Below are 16863 nucleotides of genomic sequence, written 5' to 3'. Positions count from 1 at the left end.
TGTTAACGTCGAGAAAAATAATATTAACAGAATGTTTTCATAAATATTCATCAAAAATGGTAAAATATCTTAGGTTATAGTCGCCTGGAACGTGTCTTAAACGCCAAAAAAAGGCTACATGTTCCAGCGGTTGTTTATTTCAAAAAAACTGAGGAGGTGAACTTTGTGTACGCTATTGTTGAAAGCGGTGGAAAACAGTTTCGTGTTGAACCAGGAAAAGTCTTTTTCACTGAAAGAGTTGTCGGTAAAGGTGAAGGAGAAGAAGTCAAACTTGACAAAGTCCTTATGGTAAAAACAGACGATGGAAAAGTTTTAGTCGGGAAACCTTACCTTGACAACGTAGAAATTAAAGGAACCATTGTAGAACATGGCAGAGCAAGAAAAGTTATAGTTGGAAAATTTAGACCAAGAAAGAACTACAGAAGAATAAAAGGTCACAGACAATGGTACACCGCAATTAAAGTAGAAGAAATTCAAGTAAAATGATCACGTGTAAATTTTTTAAAGAAAACGGGTTTTTTGAAAAGTTTTTGATAACAGGACATTCAATGTATGCTCAAAAAGGTAAAGATATTGTTTGTGCAGCAGTAAGCGTTGTAGCTCAGCATACAGCAAGATATCTATTAAAAAATGGAGCCTCTGTCAAAATAAAAGATGGATATTTAGATGTAAAAAACATTTCGCACGATAACATCTCTCAGATATTCGTAAATGAATTAATTGATACCTTAAAAGATTTAGAGGAACAATACCCAAAATACCTTAAACTGGAGGTGAGCAATGATGAAAATTAACATACAGCTTTTTGCAAAAAGCAGTACTGCCAAAAATGGACGCGACAGCAATCCTAAATATCTAGGAGTTAAAAGAGGCGATGGCCAAAAAGTCTTAGCTGGTACTATTATTGTCAGACAAAGAGGAACCAAATTCTGGCCAGGTAAAAATGTAGGAATGGGAAGGGATTTTACCTTATTCGCACTAAAAGATGGCGTAGTCAAATTTGAAGTTAGAAACAACAGAAAATATGTAAGCGTATATGAAGAAAAATAAGGGGGGCATTTATGCTTAACGCCAAAAGAGTGGCAATTATAGGGGTGTTTGCTGCACTTGCATTTGTAGTAATGTATATCGAAATACCAATATTCCCAGCAGTTAATTTTTTAAAATATGATCCTAGCGATATTTTAGTATTATTAACTGCTTTTATATATTCTCCAACTGTTGGAGTAATAGTGCTAGCAATAAAAGATATTTTGTTTTTCATATTTAAATCACAAGATATAGTCGGTATTGCTATGAATTTTGCAGCTGGAGCTTTATTTATCGTTCCTGCAGCAATAATATATGGAAAAAAGAACAGATTCAGAGAAATATTAGGTTACATAATCGGTACTGTCGCTGCAACTGGTGGAATGGCACTTTTGAATATGATAGTAGTCCCATATTATTGGAAAATTCCTTTGGAAGAAGTATTTAAACTTCTGCCATGGATTATTGGTTTTAATGCAATCAAGTTTTCAATAGACTCAGTAATAAATGGAATAATTCATAGACGCGTTAAAAATATTTTAGAACCAGATGAAGCGAAAATATAAGGAGGGAGGAATAACAATGGCAAGAACGTTGCCTATACAAAAAACAACTTTGTTAAAGAAAGAAGAAGTAAAAAAAGATTGGTACTTAATAAATGCAGAAGGTCAAACACTTGGTAGACTTGCAACAAGAATTGCTCTTGTTCTTATGGGAAAAAATAAACCAAACTGGACACCTCATGTCGATTGCGGAAATTTTGTCGTTGTAATCAATGCTGACAAAATTAAACTAACAGGTAAAAAATGGGATCAAAAAATCTACTACAGACACTCTGGTTATCCTGGAGGAATTAAAGAATTTACAGCAAGGCAACTTCAACAAAGAAATCCAGAAAAACTCATTCAACTTGCTGTTAAAAGAATGCTTCCAAAAACAATTCTTGGAAGAAAAGCATTAAAAAGACTTAAAATATATGCGGGTTCAGAACATCCACATAGTGCACAAAAACCAATTGAATTGAATTTTTAATCAAGGAGGGATGTAGAAAATGGCTGAATACTACATGGGTACTGGAAGAAGAAAAACATCAGTTGCAAGGGTATATCTAAAAGAAGGTAATGGAAAAGTTACAGTTAATGATAAAGAATATGAAGATTTAAATGGTTACCTCGAAAATTCTGTTTGGACTCTTCACGCTCTTGAACCATTAAAAGTAACCGGTCTTGAAGGTTCATTTGATCTCTTCATAAGAGTTCAAGGCGGAGGAAAATCCGGACAAGCAGGTGCTATAAGACTTGGTATTGCACGTGCATTACTTCAATACAATCCTGATCTAAGACCTACATTGAAGGAAAAAGGTCTTCTCACAAGAGACCCAAGAATGGTCGAAAGGAAAAAATACGGTCTCAGAAAAGCAAGACGTGCACCTCAATTCTCCAAACGTTAATATTCCTTATTGCTTATATAACTTCACCGTGGCAGTAAAAATACTGCCACGTTTTCCTCGTTTAAAAGAGGTGATTGCTTATTCTTAAAGACACTATTGAAGAAATCAAATCAAAAATTGATATAGTTGAACTTATTTCCCGTTATGTAAGTCTACAAAAAGTGGGAAATAGTTATCGTGGCTTGTGTCCTTTCCATACAGAAACAACACCTTCCTTCTATGTAAATCCATCCTTCAAGACATACCACTGCTTTGGCTGTGGAGCGTCTGGGGATGTGATTAAATTTGTTCAGGAAATTGAAGGCATACCATTCATGGAAGCTTTAAAAAAACTGGCTGAAGAAGCAGGAGTAAAAATTGAATACAGCTCATCAAATAGCTTTCAACAGTTATACTTTAATTTTTATAAAGAACTTCATAAAGAATATATTGAAAAGTTATTTGATGAAAAAATTGCCCTTGATTATTTATTTTCAAGAGGTTTTAATGAAGAAGAAATAAAGGAATATGAGTTTGGCTTTTCACCCATAAATTCTAAAATACCTCAAAAAATTGCTCAAAAATTGGATATTAAATCCTTAAAAAAATTTGGTTTTTCAAATCATGACCAATTTGAAGGTAGATTAATAATACCAATTAAAAATGAATATTCGAATGTTATAGCATTTGGGGGAAGACTCTTAGGTGAAGGGCAACCAAAATACCTTAACTCATATGAAACAGATTTTTTTAAAAAATCGAAAACCCTCTTTTTACTAGATATTGCAAAAGACAAGATTAAAACTGCAGATTTTGCAATTATTTGTGAAGGTTACTTTGATGCTATTGCATTTCATAGAGCTGATTTTAAAAATGCTGTTGCAACACTTGGAACAGCCTTTACAAAATTTCACGCTTTTTCTATTAAAAAACTTACCCAAAATGTTATCTTAGCTTTTGATACTGATAGTGCTGGAGTAAAAGCAGCTCTTCAAAGCATAAAAATACTAATTTCAATGCAATTTAATGTAATGGTTGCTGGAAAAACAAAAGAAAAAGATCCTGACGAAATTTACAAAACTCAAGGTAGTTCTGGATTATATTCTTTCTTAAAAGAAGCAATACCGGCTGAAGAATTTATCCCTTATGTTTTAAGCAAAAACTATGATTTAAACAACTCAAATGCAATACCTCTCTATACAAGAGAAATAAAAAACTGGGAAAAAACATTCGAAAATTTTCCAGAAAAACTTCAAACATTTAGAAAAACTGCTGAAAAGATATCAAAAACGAGCATAACCGTTTCTGTGCCTAAGCCAAAACAAAAAACTAATCTTCCAACCTTAGATGAAATGGTTATATATCTACTTTTAAATAATCCGCAAGTTGATATAGAAATAAATCCGAAAATATTTAATGAACTTACCCAAGAATTCATTAAATCTTTAAAAAATCTTAAGAACTTTTCATTTGAAAAGTTGTCCAAAGATTTGCAAAAATATATTGAAAATATATTGAATAAAATGGAAAAATTTGAAATAAATGAAGATTATATAAACACAGTAAAGAAAAAAATTGAAGAAAAAACTTTAGAAAAAAGGATAGAAGAAATAGATAAATATTTAAATTCCGCAACAGAGGAAGAAAAAAGGGTACTTTTACAAACAAGAATGGAACTTGTTAGAAAGCTCAAAAAACTTGGGAGGTGAACTCCTGATGGCAAAGAAAAAAACTGTAGATTCTTTAGATTCGAAAATTGAAAAGCTCATAGCTATTGGAAAAGAAAAAGGCTTTGTTACATATGAAGATATTGACAAGATGTTCCCGCCAGAAAAGGCAGATGAGTTTGATGGAAATGTATTAGAAAAAGTCTACGAGGAGCTTGAAAAAAATAATGTTGCAATTACTGAAGAAACTACAAACGATGGAATTGAAGATGTCACTTTGGAAGATTTTTTAGAGGAATCTCCAAAGTTTTATGACAATATGGCAACTAAAGACTTAATAAAGATGTATTTAAAAGACATTGGAAAAATCCCACTGTTAAGTCAGTCAATGGAGAGAGAACTTGCAAGACGCGCACAACTTGGAGATGAAAGGGCAAAGCAAAAATTGGTAGAATCTAATCTAAGGCTCGTTGTAAGTATAGCTAAAAGATATGTTGGAAAAGGTCTTTCATTTTTGGATCTTATACAAGAAGGTAATGTTGGCCTTTTAAAGGCCGTTGAAAAATTTGATTGGAAAAAAGGTTATAAATTCTCAACTTATGCAACATGGTGGATCCGTCAGGCAATTACTCGTGCAATAGCGGATCAGGCAAGAACTATAAGGGTTCCGGTACATATGGTAGAAACAATAAATAAAGTCCAAAAGATAATGAGAGAGTATTATCAAGAGCATGGAACGGAAATACCAATTGAAGAACTTGCAAAATTAATTGGAAAACCTGTAGAAAAGGTTGAGGAAATTCTACAAGCAGCAAAGGAAACAACTTCTCTTGAAGCACCAGTTGGTGAAGATGATGATTCAACTGTAGGAGACTTCATCGCAGATGAAACAATAGCTTCACCAAAGAAAGAAGCAATGAGAATGCTAATACGTGAAGAAGTAGATAAAGTTCTTGAAACATTAAATGATAGGGAAAAGTTGGTCCTTAAAATGAGGTATGGCCTTATAGATGGAAAAGCAAAAACCCTTGAAGAAGTAGGACAATATTTTAATGTTACAAGAGAAAGAATTAGACAAATAGAAGTTAAAGCTTTAAGAAAACTAAGACATCCTTCAAGAAGTAGATATTTAAAGCTTTTATTCAAAATGCTTGATGAATCATGAAATTTTACCGCACATATTGTGCGGTAATTTATTAGGGTGATACGTTATGATAAAAATAGCCTTTAGAAACTTCTTTTCAAATTTTAAACTCTCTTTGCTTGTAATACTTGGAAGTATGATCGCAACAATGTTGGTTGTTGGAGCTCTTTCATTGAACGATTCTGTTGATAGCTGGTTTAATTCTAAATTAAGAAATAATTTTGGAAATATAGACATTGTTGCAAAAGATAAAAGTGATACATTCTTTTTTCCAAAAACACTAAATGTAGAACAAGTAGAAAAATATCTTAATAAATATAAAAATGAAGGTGTTGTAAGAGATTTTGTCTTTACCTATCTAGTCTCTTCAAGAATAAAACATAATGGCAATTTTTATGATATCTTTGCCATAGGTTATGATGAAAAAATAAAAGAATTTTCAAAAAAAGATATAGATGGAATCATTTTATCTAGCGATCTTGCAAAAACTCTAAACATAAAGCAAGGTGACACAATAACAATCATAACTCCAAGCGGAAGTAAAGAATTAAAAATTGATCACATCGGACTTGAAGAATTTAACTTCCGTGGAGAAACTGGTATGACAAATGGTAGTATTTTTATTCCAAAAGACTTGATGTTGAGTCTAAGAATGTACACATATAACGCTCCAAACACAGTCTTTATATCATTAAATCTTGATTTAAAAAATCATTTAGAATTTTCTGAAAAGCTCTCTAAAGACCTTGACCTAAGAACCACTCCAACCAAATATAACTTGAAATATTCACCATTAAATAAAGTTATAGGTTACCTATTTCTTGGATTCAGCGGATTTTCTATACTAAGCAGTTTTTTATTCATATCAAACTTTTTCGGTGTACTTGCTGAAGATAGAAGAAAAACTCTTGGAACCTTACGAGCATTGGGACTTTCAAAGAAAAAAAGTGGAATTATCCTTTTTTTGGAAGGATTGATGTATATAATCTCTTCTTCAATTGTTGGAGCACTACTTGGAATTATTTTTGGTAGGTATTTGCTTTCCTTTGTAAATAACCTTCCAAATATTGCATCATCAGACACAACTATTGCTGAAAAAATTCCATACGTGATAACATATAAATCTATTTTTCTTGGAATTTTAATTTCAATTATTTTACCAGTAACATTGTTAATTACTAGAAGTATTTCATTTTCTAAAATTCCACCAGTCGTTCTTCTCTCTGAAGAACAAATACTACCTAAAAAAAGATGGATATTTATATTAGCATTTTTAATCGTTGTAGCTTTCTTTTTTATTAATCCACTTTATTCACTGTCTGTGCTAATAATCTTGATATCTATTTTCTTTAAAAAAAGTTATGTACAACTTCTTGCTGGTGTCCTTTCCATTCTCACCATTTACAACAAAATAGGGACTGGAGAAAGATGGGATTATCTTGCAAGATCAGGAATATTTTTAGCGGCAAGTGTAGTAATAATATTTTCCATTCTTCCCTTAATAAAAAACGTTATTAGAAAATTTTATAGCCTTTCAAACATACTTGCAATTTCATACATTGAAAAACAAAAAATGAGAAATTACATAGTATTTTTTGTCTATGCAATAATAACTCTTGTAATACTTTTAACAGCTGTTATTCCAAGCAGCGTTTTTAATTATGTGGACAAAAAACTTGATAGTGGAATTGTAGGCTATAACTTTTTAATTATAGAAAACCCATTAAAAAGCTTTTTCAAAACAGATTACTACGAAACAGATGAAAATTTTAAATCAATGTTTGAAAACCTTGTAAAAATACAACTTGTAAACGCAAAACTTGATAATAGAAATCTTACGATTATACTTGCAAAAAGTGGCATTGAAAAATCTTTAAAAATTGAAAATGTAAAAATTAATGACTTATCTTTAAAGGAAGGAATAGCAAATAAAGAAATCTTTTCTAAGGATTCAACCTATACTTTTTTGATAAAAGGAATACTACCAGGTATAAGTGCCAGATTTTACGAAAGCTTTAAAGTAGTCGATACTTTTGATCCCAAAAATGTTATAGTCCCATTCGATGGAATATTTGTTTACGACAAAAAGGTTTCTGGAGCTCTACAAGGATATGCCGGAGTTGTAAAAGATGAATACGTAAGTCAAGCTAAAAATACAGTATATGAAAAATTCGATGCTCCATTATATGTTACCGAAGAGCTTAATAAAGTATTTTTGAGTATAAAATACTTTATAAATGTTGCAGTACAACTATTTTATTTTGGTTTTATAAGTGGTTTTTCTGGACTTACAATTCTTAGCCTAAAGAATGTATATGAAAGAAAAAGAATAATTGGATCTCTAAAAGCTTTGGGAGTAAATAGAAAAACTATATTTTCATTCTTTATTACCGAAGCATTTTTAATAGTTACTATTGCTATATTAACAGCAATAATTACAACATTTTTCATTACCATGGATTTAACTACTATGATCTCAAGTGAATTACCCGATTTTTCAATAACTATCCCATGGATTCAAATTATTGAAATAATCGCAGGTATTTACTTAATTACAGGTATATTTACAATTTATCCTGCAAACCTTGCACAAAAAATAAGTCCTGCAGAAGCTATAAGGGTTTTTGATTAATGAAACACATTTTTTACATTAAAAAAATTGACACAGTAAAAACAAAAGTGTAAAATATAGTTTGTGTCAGAGTATATAATTAATAATTATTAAATAGAAGAAGAAAGGGGAGGAGCAAAATGGCAAAATGTCAAATTTGCGGAAAAGGACCCGCTTCCGGAAAAAACGTATCACACTCAAACAGAAGAACAAATAGATGGTTCAGACCAAACTTACAAAAAGTAAGAGTCTTAAGAGAAGATGGAACAGTAAAAAGAATGTGGGTTTGTACCGACTGTCTAAGCGCAGGAAAAGTAAAAAGATACGTCAGCAAATCAGTTGAAGCATAATGAAGCGGGGGGACCCGCTTTGTTTTTTTTGTATAGACTAGCTTTAATCATAATATTTATTATTTCAACACTAATTGTTGCCTACCTTTTGACTCTCCCCATCAATATTATCCCCTTATTGTTAATTGCTTTTTCATACTCAGCTATATCAGTGCTTTTTTTAGAAGCAATAACTTACAAGTTTGAAATAGATGATAAATTCATTATATTTAAAAGTATCTTTTATAAAAAAAGATTCGAGATAAGTAAAATAGAATCTTTTCAGATTTCCTTTTTTTGTGTTAAAATAAGGTCTGAAGGAAAAAAATACACATTTTTACCATTGGGGGGATGGGTACGGAAAGTAGAAGAACGTTTGCGGAAATAAATATAAATAACTATATTGAGAATCTTAAATACTTTCAAAAAAAATGTAGCCCGGCAAAGGTAATGCCCGTTATAAAAGCTAACGCCTACGGGCACGGTGCAGTAATGTTAGCAAAATCTGCAGAAAAAATGGGAATTGATTACTTTGCAGTTGCATTTTTGGAAGAAGCTTTAATTTTAAGAAAAAACGGGATAAATACCAATATTCTCGTGTTTAACTATCTAGATAAAGACTTTGTCCCGCTTGCAGCTGACAATAATATTACAATTACAATAATTTCAAATGAGCAGGTTGAAGAATATAAAGATTTAATCAAAAAACCAAAGGTTCATATAAATATAGATACCGGTATGAATAGAGTTGGAATTGAGCCAAAAGATGCTATGAAAATATACGAAAAATTAATTTCAAATGGTTTTGAAGTTGAAGGCATCTACACACATTTTGCTGTAGCAGATTCTTTAAAGAAAGAAGATATTGAATTTACAAAGAAGCAATATGAAAAATTTTTAGAGGTTAATTTACCTGTTAAAATAAGACACACAAATAACAGTGCTGCCTCTTTATCTGGAATCATATCTTGTGGAGATTATGTAAGAATAGGTATTGCAAGTTATGGCTTAATGCCAAGCAATCAAGTAAAAGATGAAAATTTAAAACCAGTTTTGACCTGGAAAAGTGTTGTATCTCACGTAAAAACACTAAAAAAAGGAGAAAGTGTGAGCTATGGAAGAACTTTTGTCGCACCTTATGATATGAAAGTTGCAACCATACCCGTAGGATATGCAGATGGATACTGGAGACATCTTTCAAATAATGGTGAAGTTCTGATAAATGGAAAAAGAAGAAAAATTTTGGGAAGGGTTTGTATGGATCAATTTGTTGTAGAAGCAGATGATGAGGTTAAAATAGGTGATGAAGTAATTTTAATTGGAAAACAGGGAAATGAATTTATAAGTGCAGAAGAAATTGCTGATAAGGTTGGAACGATAAACTATGAGGTTACCTGCAGAATTTCAGAAAGGGTGCCTAGAATTTACAAAGGGGTGGAACTTTGAAATTACCTAAAGAATTGATTGAAAAATTTAGAGAACCTTATATCTCAGAACTTGAAAATTACATAAATTCAGAAGTTGAAACAATCGTTAAGGTAAAAAGTAAAAGACTTTTAGAGACAAAAAATGGGCAAAAATATTTACTTTTAACATTTGAAGACAAAACAGGCATACTTAGAGCTATTGATTGGTTTAATGCAGAAAAAAACGATGCAAAAATAAGCGTTGGAAATGTTGTAAGGACACAAGGGAAGGTGGTAATATACGATGGAAGAATACAATTAAACATTTTAGAAGATTCAAATATCATTGTTCTTAATGAAGATGAATACAACATTGAAAGATTTGTATCGGAATCTAAGATGTCCTCAGAAAGTGCAAAAACTAAGATTAATTATTTTATTGATTCAATAAAAAACGATACTTTAAAAAAATTACTAATAGAAATATTTAAAAATGATGAAAAATTATCAGAAGCATTTATGAGTGCACCTGCAGGGCTTAGAGTTCACCACAATTATGTAGGTGGCCTTGCAGAGCATAGTATAACAGTTGCTAGTATATGCGAAAATGTAGCAAAAATATACACGTGGCTCGATAGAGACCTTCTAATAACCGGTGCTTTATTGCATGACATTGGAAAAATATACGACTATGAAATATCATCACATGGTATTGAACTAACACAAAAAGGAGAATTAATCGGTCACATTGTAAGTGGATTTGATATAGTAAAGGAAAAATTGAATAAAATAAATGCTAGCAGTGAGCTTTCAGAAAAGCTACTACATATGATACTCTCTCACCACGGTGAATTTGAATGGGGTTCTCCTGTTCTACCAAAGACTCCAGAAGCTTATGTACTACATATGATTGAAAACATGGATTCAAAATTGAACAGAATGTATAACATCAAAGAAAAAGAACTTGAAATAAATCCAGAAAAAACCTGGAGTGATTTTGATCCAAGTCTTGGAAGAAGAATCTTATTAAAACACGATGAGAGGGGTTAATATGTCCAAAAAAAAGAAAGTGATCATAGTAGAATCACCAGCAAAAGCTAAAACTATTGAAAAAATTCTTGGAGATGAATATAAAGTTATATCTTCAAAAGGACACGTTAGAGATCTACCTCAAAAGAAATTTGGTGTGGATTTAAATAATTTTGAACCAGAATTTGAAATTATTCCTGGCAAAGAAAATGTGATTGAAAGTATAAAGAAAGAAATAAAAGGGAAAGAAGTGCTTCTTGCATCAGATATGGATAGAGAAGGAGAAGCTATTGCTTGGCACCTTTCACAAATCTTCAATCTTAAAGGAAAAAATAGAATAGTATTTACCGAAATTACTCCAAATACCATTAAAAAATCTGTGGAGACACCCAGAGAAATAGATATAAAAAAGGTTAACGCACAGCTTGCAAGAAGAATTTTAGATAGAATCGTCGGCTACAAAATAAGTCCATTACTATGGAAAATAATCAAAGGCGCCATGAGTGCTGGAAGAGTTCAATCTGCTGCACTGAAAATAATTTGTGATAGGGAAAGAGAAAGATTCTTATTTAAACCAAAGGAATTCTACAAAGTATCTATTAATGTAAAAAAAGTTAAAGCAAATCTTTGGAGCATTAAAGGGAAAAAAATCAAACAGGAAAATATAACAAAAGAAATTGCAGAAGATATTAAAAATAATGTAAAAGAGGTAACACTTTCAGATATAGTCGAAAAAGAAAGAAAGAAATCTCCTCCAAATCCTTACATTACAAGTACGCTACAACAAGACGCAGCTACAAAGTTAGGTTTTCCTGTTTCAAAAACAATGAAAATTGCACAAGCATTGTACGAAGGTATTGATACAAAAGAGGGGCATCTTGCTTTTATTACATACATGAGAACTGACTCAACCCGTGTATCAGAAGAAGCAAAACAAATGGCTCAAGAATTTATAGAAAAAAACTTTGGTAAAGAATATATTGGCGGCTCAAAAAATAAAAAGAAAACCTCAAAAAATGTTCAAGATGCACATGAATGTATAAGGCCTGTTAATCCAGAAATAACTCCAGATATTGCGAAATCTTTACTATCCAGTGATTACTATAAGTTATACAAACTAATATGGGAAAGATTTATGGCATCACAAATGAAAGAATCAAAATATAAAGAAAGGACATATATTTTTCAAAGTGAAAAATATGAATTTAGAACAACATATTCTCATCTAATATTTGATGGTTTTGAAAAAATATATAACTCTTCTAGCAAGGAAGAAGAAGAAATAGATCTTGAAAAAGGAAAAACATATAAAGTATCAAAAATAAATATTGAAAAAGATACTACAAAACCGCCTGCAAGGTTTACAGAAGCAAGTTTAGTAAAAACTTTAGAGGCAGAAGGGATTGGAAGACCAAGCACTTATGCTACTATAATTTCTACACTTCTTGCAAGAAAATATGTAAAAAAAGAAAAGAAAGAGCTTATTCCTACATTACTCGGATTTACCGTAGAGGACTTTTTAACAAAAAGATTCCCAGAAATTGTTGACAAAAAGTTTACCGCCTTAATGGAAGAAGAATTAGATAAGGTGGAATCAGGAGAAAAAGAATGGAAAGAAGTATTAGATAATTTTTACTCCGAATTTTCAAAATACCTTTCAACCGCACAGAAAGAGTTTTACACTATTGACTATGAAACGGACTTGCCTTGTCAAGATTGTAAAGAAGAAAATTACAAATTAAAAATTGGAAAGTATGGATTATATTTAAATTGTGAAAAATGCAAAATAAATAAAAGTGTGGATAATACAATAAATGCAGTCCTAATAGAAAATAAAATGTTCATTGCACAAGCACTTGAAAATCATGCAAATGAAACCGTTTCAGAAAATTCATGCCCAAAATGTGGTGGCCACCTAGTCAGAAAAAAAGGTAGATTTGGATACTACTTCAAATGTGATAATTGTGATTTTACAGTTTCAGGATATAAAATAGCCCAGGCAAAATGTCCAAAATGTGGTTCATTGGTGGTCATGAGAAGAAGTAAAAACGGTAAAACATATTGGACATGTACTAATTCAGATTGTGATTTTATGTCTTGGACAGAGCCTAAAAATGAAGAATAAAAAATACTTTCATCAAGAAATTCTCTCAAGCGGAGAGAATTTCTTTTTACTTAATTAACAAATGAGAGGTGTATAAAGTGCTAAGAGTTTTCTTAGAATTTGTAAAAATAGGATTTATAGCATTCGGTGGTGGTTGGTCAATTATTGGGATAATTAAAGATGCTGTTCTCTCTAATAATTGGTTAACTCCCGAACAATTCAAAGAAATACTTTCAATATCTCAAATGACACCAGGACCTGTAATGCTAAATACGGCAACGTACGTTGGGCTAAAAATGTACGGAATAACAGGTGCTATTTTAAATTCTATTGCAGTGCTTGTTGCACCTATTACATTTACAACACTATTTTTTATAGTCCGCGATAGACTTCCAAAAGAATTTATAACAGCACTTAAATTTGGTGTTATTTTTTTGATCTCAATTACCTTCATATCGCTCCTTACAAACATAAGCAGTTTCTATCAAATTTTAATATCTATAGTTGCATTTCTTTTATTTACAAAAACCAAAATTGATCCAATATACGTGATTTTTATCTCTGGAATTATAGGTTTCTTCTTGTTTTAGTTTTCACAATAAAACTTTTTAACATAAAATCCATTCTTTTCACAATGTTCCAAATACTTTTCAGCTAATAGTTAGAAAACTATTAGTAAAAATTAAAAAGCATTCTTCGAAAAATTATATATATTTAAACAACATATCTGTATTTGTGATATAATGTATTAAGTACATATATATTTTTTGCATGTGAATTATATAACTTTATTGGAGGTGACCTTATGAAATACGATATTATTGTAATTGGAGGAAGCGCAGCTGGATTGGTGGCAGCTTTAACATCTAGGAAACTTTACAAAGATAAGAAAATTCTTGTTGTAAAAAAGCTTGAAAAAGAACTTGTTCCCTGTGGAATACCTTATATATTCCATACTCTCGGAAAAATAGAAAACGATTACATGGGTATAGAAGATAAATTCAAGGCAAATGGTATTGATTTACTAATTGATGAAGTGGTAGACGGAAACGTTAATGAAAAGAAAATAGTAACAAAAAATGGAAAAGAATTTGAATATGATAAATTAGTTATTGCTACAGGGTCAACACCATTTGTTATCCCAATCCCAGGAAATGATTTAGAAAACGTATACTCCATACCAAAAAATTACAAATACTTGGAAGAAGTTCAAGAAAAAGTTAAGAGAGTTCAAAATATAGTTATTATAGGTGGAGGATTTATCGGTGTCGAGGTTGCAGATGAAATTAAAAAATCTGGTAAAAATGTAACCTTAATAGAAGCAAAAGATTACCTATTGCCCGCCTCATTTGATGCAGATTTTGGTGAAATAGCAAAACAAGAAATTGAAAGTGACAATGTCAAAGTGCTATTAAGTACAAAAGTTACAAAAATTGAGGGAAATGGAAAAGTAGAAAAAGTCATTTTGGAAAATGGAGAAGAGCTACCAGCCGATGTAGTTATTATAGCAACTGGATATAAACCAAATACGGAGCTAGCAAAAAAACTCGGAATTAAAGTTACAGAATTAGGATACATAGAAACTGATGATTATATGAGAACATCAGTAAAAGATGTGTTTGCAGCAGGTGACTGTGTACAACACAAAGATTATTTCACTGGAAAACCTTCAAGATTAATGCTCGCATCCGCAGCCGTTTTTGATGCAAGAATTGCAGCATCAAATCTTTACAAATTAAGACTTCTAAGGACAAATAAAGGCTCACTAAATGCTTATTCAACCGTAATCGGTGGAAAAACATTTGCTTCTGCTGGCATAACGGAATCTGTTGCAAAAGAGGAAGGTTTTGACGTTGTAGTTGGTAGAGCAGAAGTTGTTGATAGACATCCAGGCAAATTTGCAGACGCTTCAAAAATTACAATGAAATTAATCTTCTCAAAGGAATGTGGATTGTTACTAGGTGCACAAATTGTTGGTGGAAAGAGTGTAGGAGAAATAATAAACATCATAAGTCTTGCAATTCAAAAAGATGTTAATATAAAAGACTTACTTACCATGCAAATTGGTACACATCCACTACTAACCGCTGCCCCAACTGTTTATCCTCTTGCAGTTGCAGCTGAAGATGCCTTATCAAAAATGTAAAAAAATAAATATCCCAGTAGCTTTTAGCTACTGGGATTATTTTAATTTTATTATATCTTTTCTGAAAGCTCTAATGCTTCTTGAGCAGCATCAATTATCTGACCAACCTTCATAGCATCTCCAACTAAATAAACGTTATCAAATTGTGAAGATAATTCTTCATATATTTTGTTTTCAGGTTTTGTCCCAGCCGTTATCACAATATCATCAAACTGACCTAATGAAATTTCTTTTCCATCTTTTTCAACAATTACCTCTTTGTCTTTTACTTCTTTAACTAATGTGTTTGTATACACATCAATTTTAGGTGCATAATTTTTTTGGAACAACTTACTTGCAACGATTTCCATACCTCTTCCAATTGAATCTAAGGCTTCAACTACAGTTACTTTTTTTCCTTCTTTGACCAGCGCTTCTGCAACTTCTAAACCTATTAATCCTCCGCCTATTATTAATACTTTTTCCCCTGTTACTTTTTTACCTTCAAAAAAGTCAAAACCAGTAATATAATTTTCAAGTCCCTTTATTGGAGGAATAAATGGTTTTGCACCAGTTGCTACAATAATCGCATCAAACTTTTCTTTTTTAAATGTCTCTACAGAAACTTCAGTATTCAATTTTATATTCAATTCTTTCTCTGCCTTTCTAATCAAATCATCCAAAGTATCTTTCATAGAAAGCTTTCCTGGTGCTCTATACGTTAATACCCATTGCCCGCCTAAATAATTGTTTCTTTCAAAAAGGGTCACATCATATCCTTTTTTCTTTAAATATAATCCTGTAAATAATCCTGCAGGCCCTCCTCCAACAATTGCAACTTTCTTCTTTAAAGTTGCTTTTCCATTAAATTCAACGTGAACCTCTGGATTTGCAATACAACCTACTGGTTTCCCTGCTTTTACATTTCCAAGACATCCTTGAAGACAACTTCCACACCTAATATAGTCATCTGAATTAGAAATTATTTTCTTTGGAAATTCAGGATCTACAATCAATTGTCTTCCTAAAACAACACCGTCAACAACCTTTTCTTCAACCAAATATTTATATCTTTCATTCTTGTACATTCTTCCTGCTGCAATAATAGGTAGTGATGTTAATTTTCTTATCTCTCTTAATTTCTCGTCCATAACATCCAATGGGAGCGACATGTGATTGTAATACCATGGAGCAGAATCACATGCATTTCCCCATCCAACATGGACTGCCGAAACACCAAATCTTTCTGCCAATGCTAGTATCTTTGATAAACCTTCGTTTGTAAAACCACCCTCAACAAATTCGCTTCCCGAAATTCTAATAAATATTGGTATTTCAATGACCTTTGTTATTTCAATAAGTAAATCTCTTGCAAATTTAAGTTTGTCTTTTCCATATTCATCTGTTCTTTTATTTAATCTTTCTGAATAAAATTGATGAACGAGGTACCCATGACCAAATTGAATTTCAATTCCATCTGCTCCAGCTTTTTGAGCTCTCAATGCATTTTCTTTAAATGCATTGATTATTTCATTTATTTGTTGAACAGTTAATTCCCCTGGAATTTGCCCTGTAGATGGACATTTTATTGATGAAGGTGCAAGAACTTCACCTGACACCTTTGGATTAGCCGCTCTTCCTGCATGACTTAAGTGAACAATAAGCTTTGTTTCATATTTATGCAATGTATCTACTAATTTTTTTAATCCTTCAATATGTTCATCTGTATTTAGCATAGTTTGCTTTGGATGCTCTTTCCCTGTAGGAAGTACAGCAATCGGCTCTAAAATTATTGTTCCTACTCCACCTTTTGCTCTTTTTTCATAATATCTAATTTGTTCATCAGTAATAAAACCTGTCTTTGGTGTAGCCAATGCAGTTTTAATAGGAGCCATAAAAATATGATTTTTTGCTTCAAAAATTCCAAATTTCATTGGCAACCACTCTCCCTTATCTTTTTTCAAAATCCTCTATTTCTTCCAAAACCTCT

General features: G+C 31.5%; 16 protein-coding genes. 15 read left to right on the top strand and 1 reads right to left on the bottom strand.

Going from position 1 to position 16863, the window contains the following annotated elements; translation table 11 throughout:
- Nucleotides 1-165: 165 nt before the first annotated feature.
- The 15 genes from rplU (at nt 166) to OB7_RS05820 (ending at nt 14894) form a co-directional block, all read left to right on the top strand.
- Nucleotides 166-486 carry a 50S ribosomal protein L21 gene (gene rplU / locus OB7_RS05895; protein ID WP_004101639.1) on the top strand — a complete coding sequence of 107 codons (321 nt, stop codon included), beginning with the start codon at nt 166-168 and terminating at the stop codon, nt 484-486.
- Nucleotides 483-794 carry a ribosomal-processing cysteine protease Prp gene (locus OB7_RS05890; RefSeq protein WP_004101637.1) on the top strand — a complete coding sequence of 104 codons (312 nt, stop codon included), beginning with the start codon at nt 483-485 and terminating at the stop codon, nt 792-794. The genes rplU and OB7_RS05890 overlap by 4 nt, the downstream gene beginning before the upstream one ends.
- On the top strand, nt 784-1050 hold the full coding sequence (rpmA, locus tag OB7_RS05885) for a 50S ribosomal protein L27 (protein WP_004101635.1): 267 nt from the start codon (nt 784-786) through the stop codon (nt 1048-1050). Before OB7_RS05890 ends, rpmA begins: the two co-directional genes overlap by 11 nt.
- Before the next feature lie 11 nt (nt 1051-1061).
- On the top strand, nt 1062-1595 hold the full coding sequence (locus tag OB7_RS05880; protein WP_004101634.1) for an ECF transporter S component: 534 nt from the start codon (nt 1062-1064) through the stop codon (nt 1593-1595).
- A gap of 16 nt (nt 1596-1611) precedes the next feature.
- A complete protein-coding gene (gene rplM, locus OB7_RS05875; protein ID WP_012580142.1) occupies nt 1612-2061 on the top strand; it encodes a 50S ribosomal protein L13 in 450 nt (149 codons plus the stop codon).
- A gap of 19 nt (nt 2062-2080) precedes the next feature.
- The gene (rpsI, locus tag OB7_RS05870) at nt 2081-2479 is read left to right on the top strand and encodes a 30S ribosomal protein S9 (RefSeq protein ID WP_004101630.1); all 399 of its coding nucleotides are present in this window, start codon (nt 2081-2083) and stop codon (nt 2477-2479) included.
- 74 nt (nt 2480-2553) lie between these two features.
- The gene (gene dnaG / locus OB7_RS05865) at nt 2554-4167 is read left to right on the top strand and encodes a DNA primase (protein WP_004101628.1); all 1614 of its coding nucleotides are present in this window, start codon (nt 2554-2556) and stop codon (nt 4165-4167) included.
- A 7-nt stretch (nt 4168-4174) separates the two neighbouring features.
- Entirely contained in the window at nt 4175-5290 is a 1116-nt protein-coding gene (gene rpoD / locus OB7_RS05860; RefSeq protein ID WP_012580140.1) for an RNA polymerase sigma factor RpoD, read from the top strand.
- 46 nt (nt 5291-5336) lie between these two features.
- Nucleotides 5337-7901, top strand: a complete 2565-nt coding sequence (locus OB7_RS05855) for an ABC transporter permease (protein ID WP_004101624.1) — start codon at nt 5337-5339, stop codon at nt 7899-7901.
- Between the two features lie 119 nt (nt 7902-8020).
- Nucleotides 8021-8230 (top strand): 50S ribosomal protein L28, encoded by a 210-nt coding sequence (gene rpmB, locus OB7_RS05850; protein WP_004101622.1) that lies wholly within the window; start codon nt 8021-8023, stop codon nt 8228-8230.
- Between the two features lie 330 nt (nt 8231-8560).
- Nucleotides 8561-9655 carry an alanine racemase gene (gene alr / locus OB7_RS05840; RefSeq protein WP_012580137.1) on the top strand — a complete coding sequence of 365 codons (1095 nt, stop codon included), beginning with the start codon at nt 8561-8563 and terminating at the stop codon, nt 9653-9655.
- A complete protein-coding gene (locus OB7_RS05835; protein WP_114702752.1) occupies nt 9652-10665 on the top strand; it encodes a 3'-5' exoribonuclease YhaM family protein in 1014 nt (337 codons plus the stop codon). Before alr ends, OB7_RS05835 begins: the two co-directional genes overlap by 4 nt.
- Before the next feature lies 1 nt (nt 10666).
- Nucleotides 10667-12769 (top strand): type I DNA topoisomerase, encoded by a 2103-nt coding sequence (gene topA / locus OB7_RS05830; protein WP_114702751.1) that lies wholly within the window; start codon nt 10667-10669, stop codon nt 12767-12769.
- Between the two features lie 77 nt (nt 12770-12846).
- Nucleotides 12847-13338 (top strand): chromate transporter, encoded by a 492-nt coding sequence (locus OB7_RS05825; protein ID WP_004101610.1) that lies wholly within the window; start codon nt 12847-12849, stop codon nt 13336-13338.
- A 215-nt stretch (nt 13339-13553) separates the two neighbouring features.
- Nucleotides 13554-14894: an FAD-dependent oxidoreductase gene (locus tag OB7_RS05820; protein ID WP_114702750.1), complete on the top strand. Its 1341-nt coding sequence runs from the start codon at nt 13554-13556 to the stop codon at nt 14892-14894.
- Between the two features lie 50 nt (nt 14895-14944).
- On the opposite strand, the gene OB7_RS05815 is transcribed toward OB7_RS05820, so the two are convergent.
- Nucleotides 14945-16807 carry an NAD(P)/FAD-dependent oxidoreductase gene (locus tag OB7_RS05815; RefSeq protein WP_038042369.1) on the bottom strand — a complete coding sequence of 621 codons (1863 nt, stop codon included), beginning with the start codon at nt 16805-16807 and terminating at the stop codon, nt 14945-14947.
- Nucleotides 16808-16863: the final 56 nt, after the last annotated feature.

Source organism: Thermosipho africanus Ob7, assembly GCF_003351105.1.
Classification (GTDB): Bacteria; Thermotogota; Thermotogae; order Thermotogales; family Fervidobacteriaceae; genus Thermosipho; species Thermosipho africanus.
This window is presented reverse-complemented; position numbering and strand designations above follow the sequence as displayed.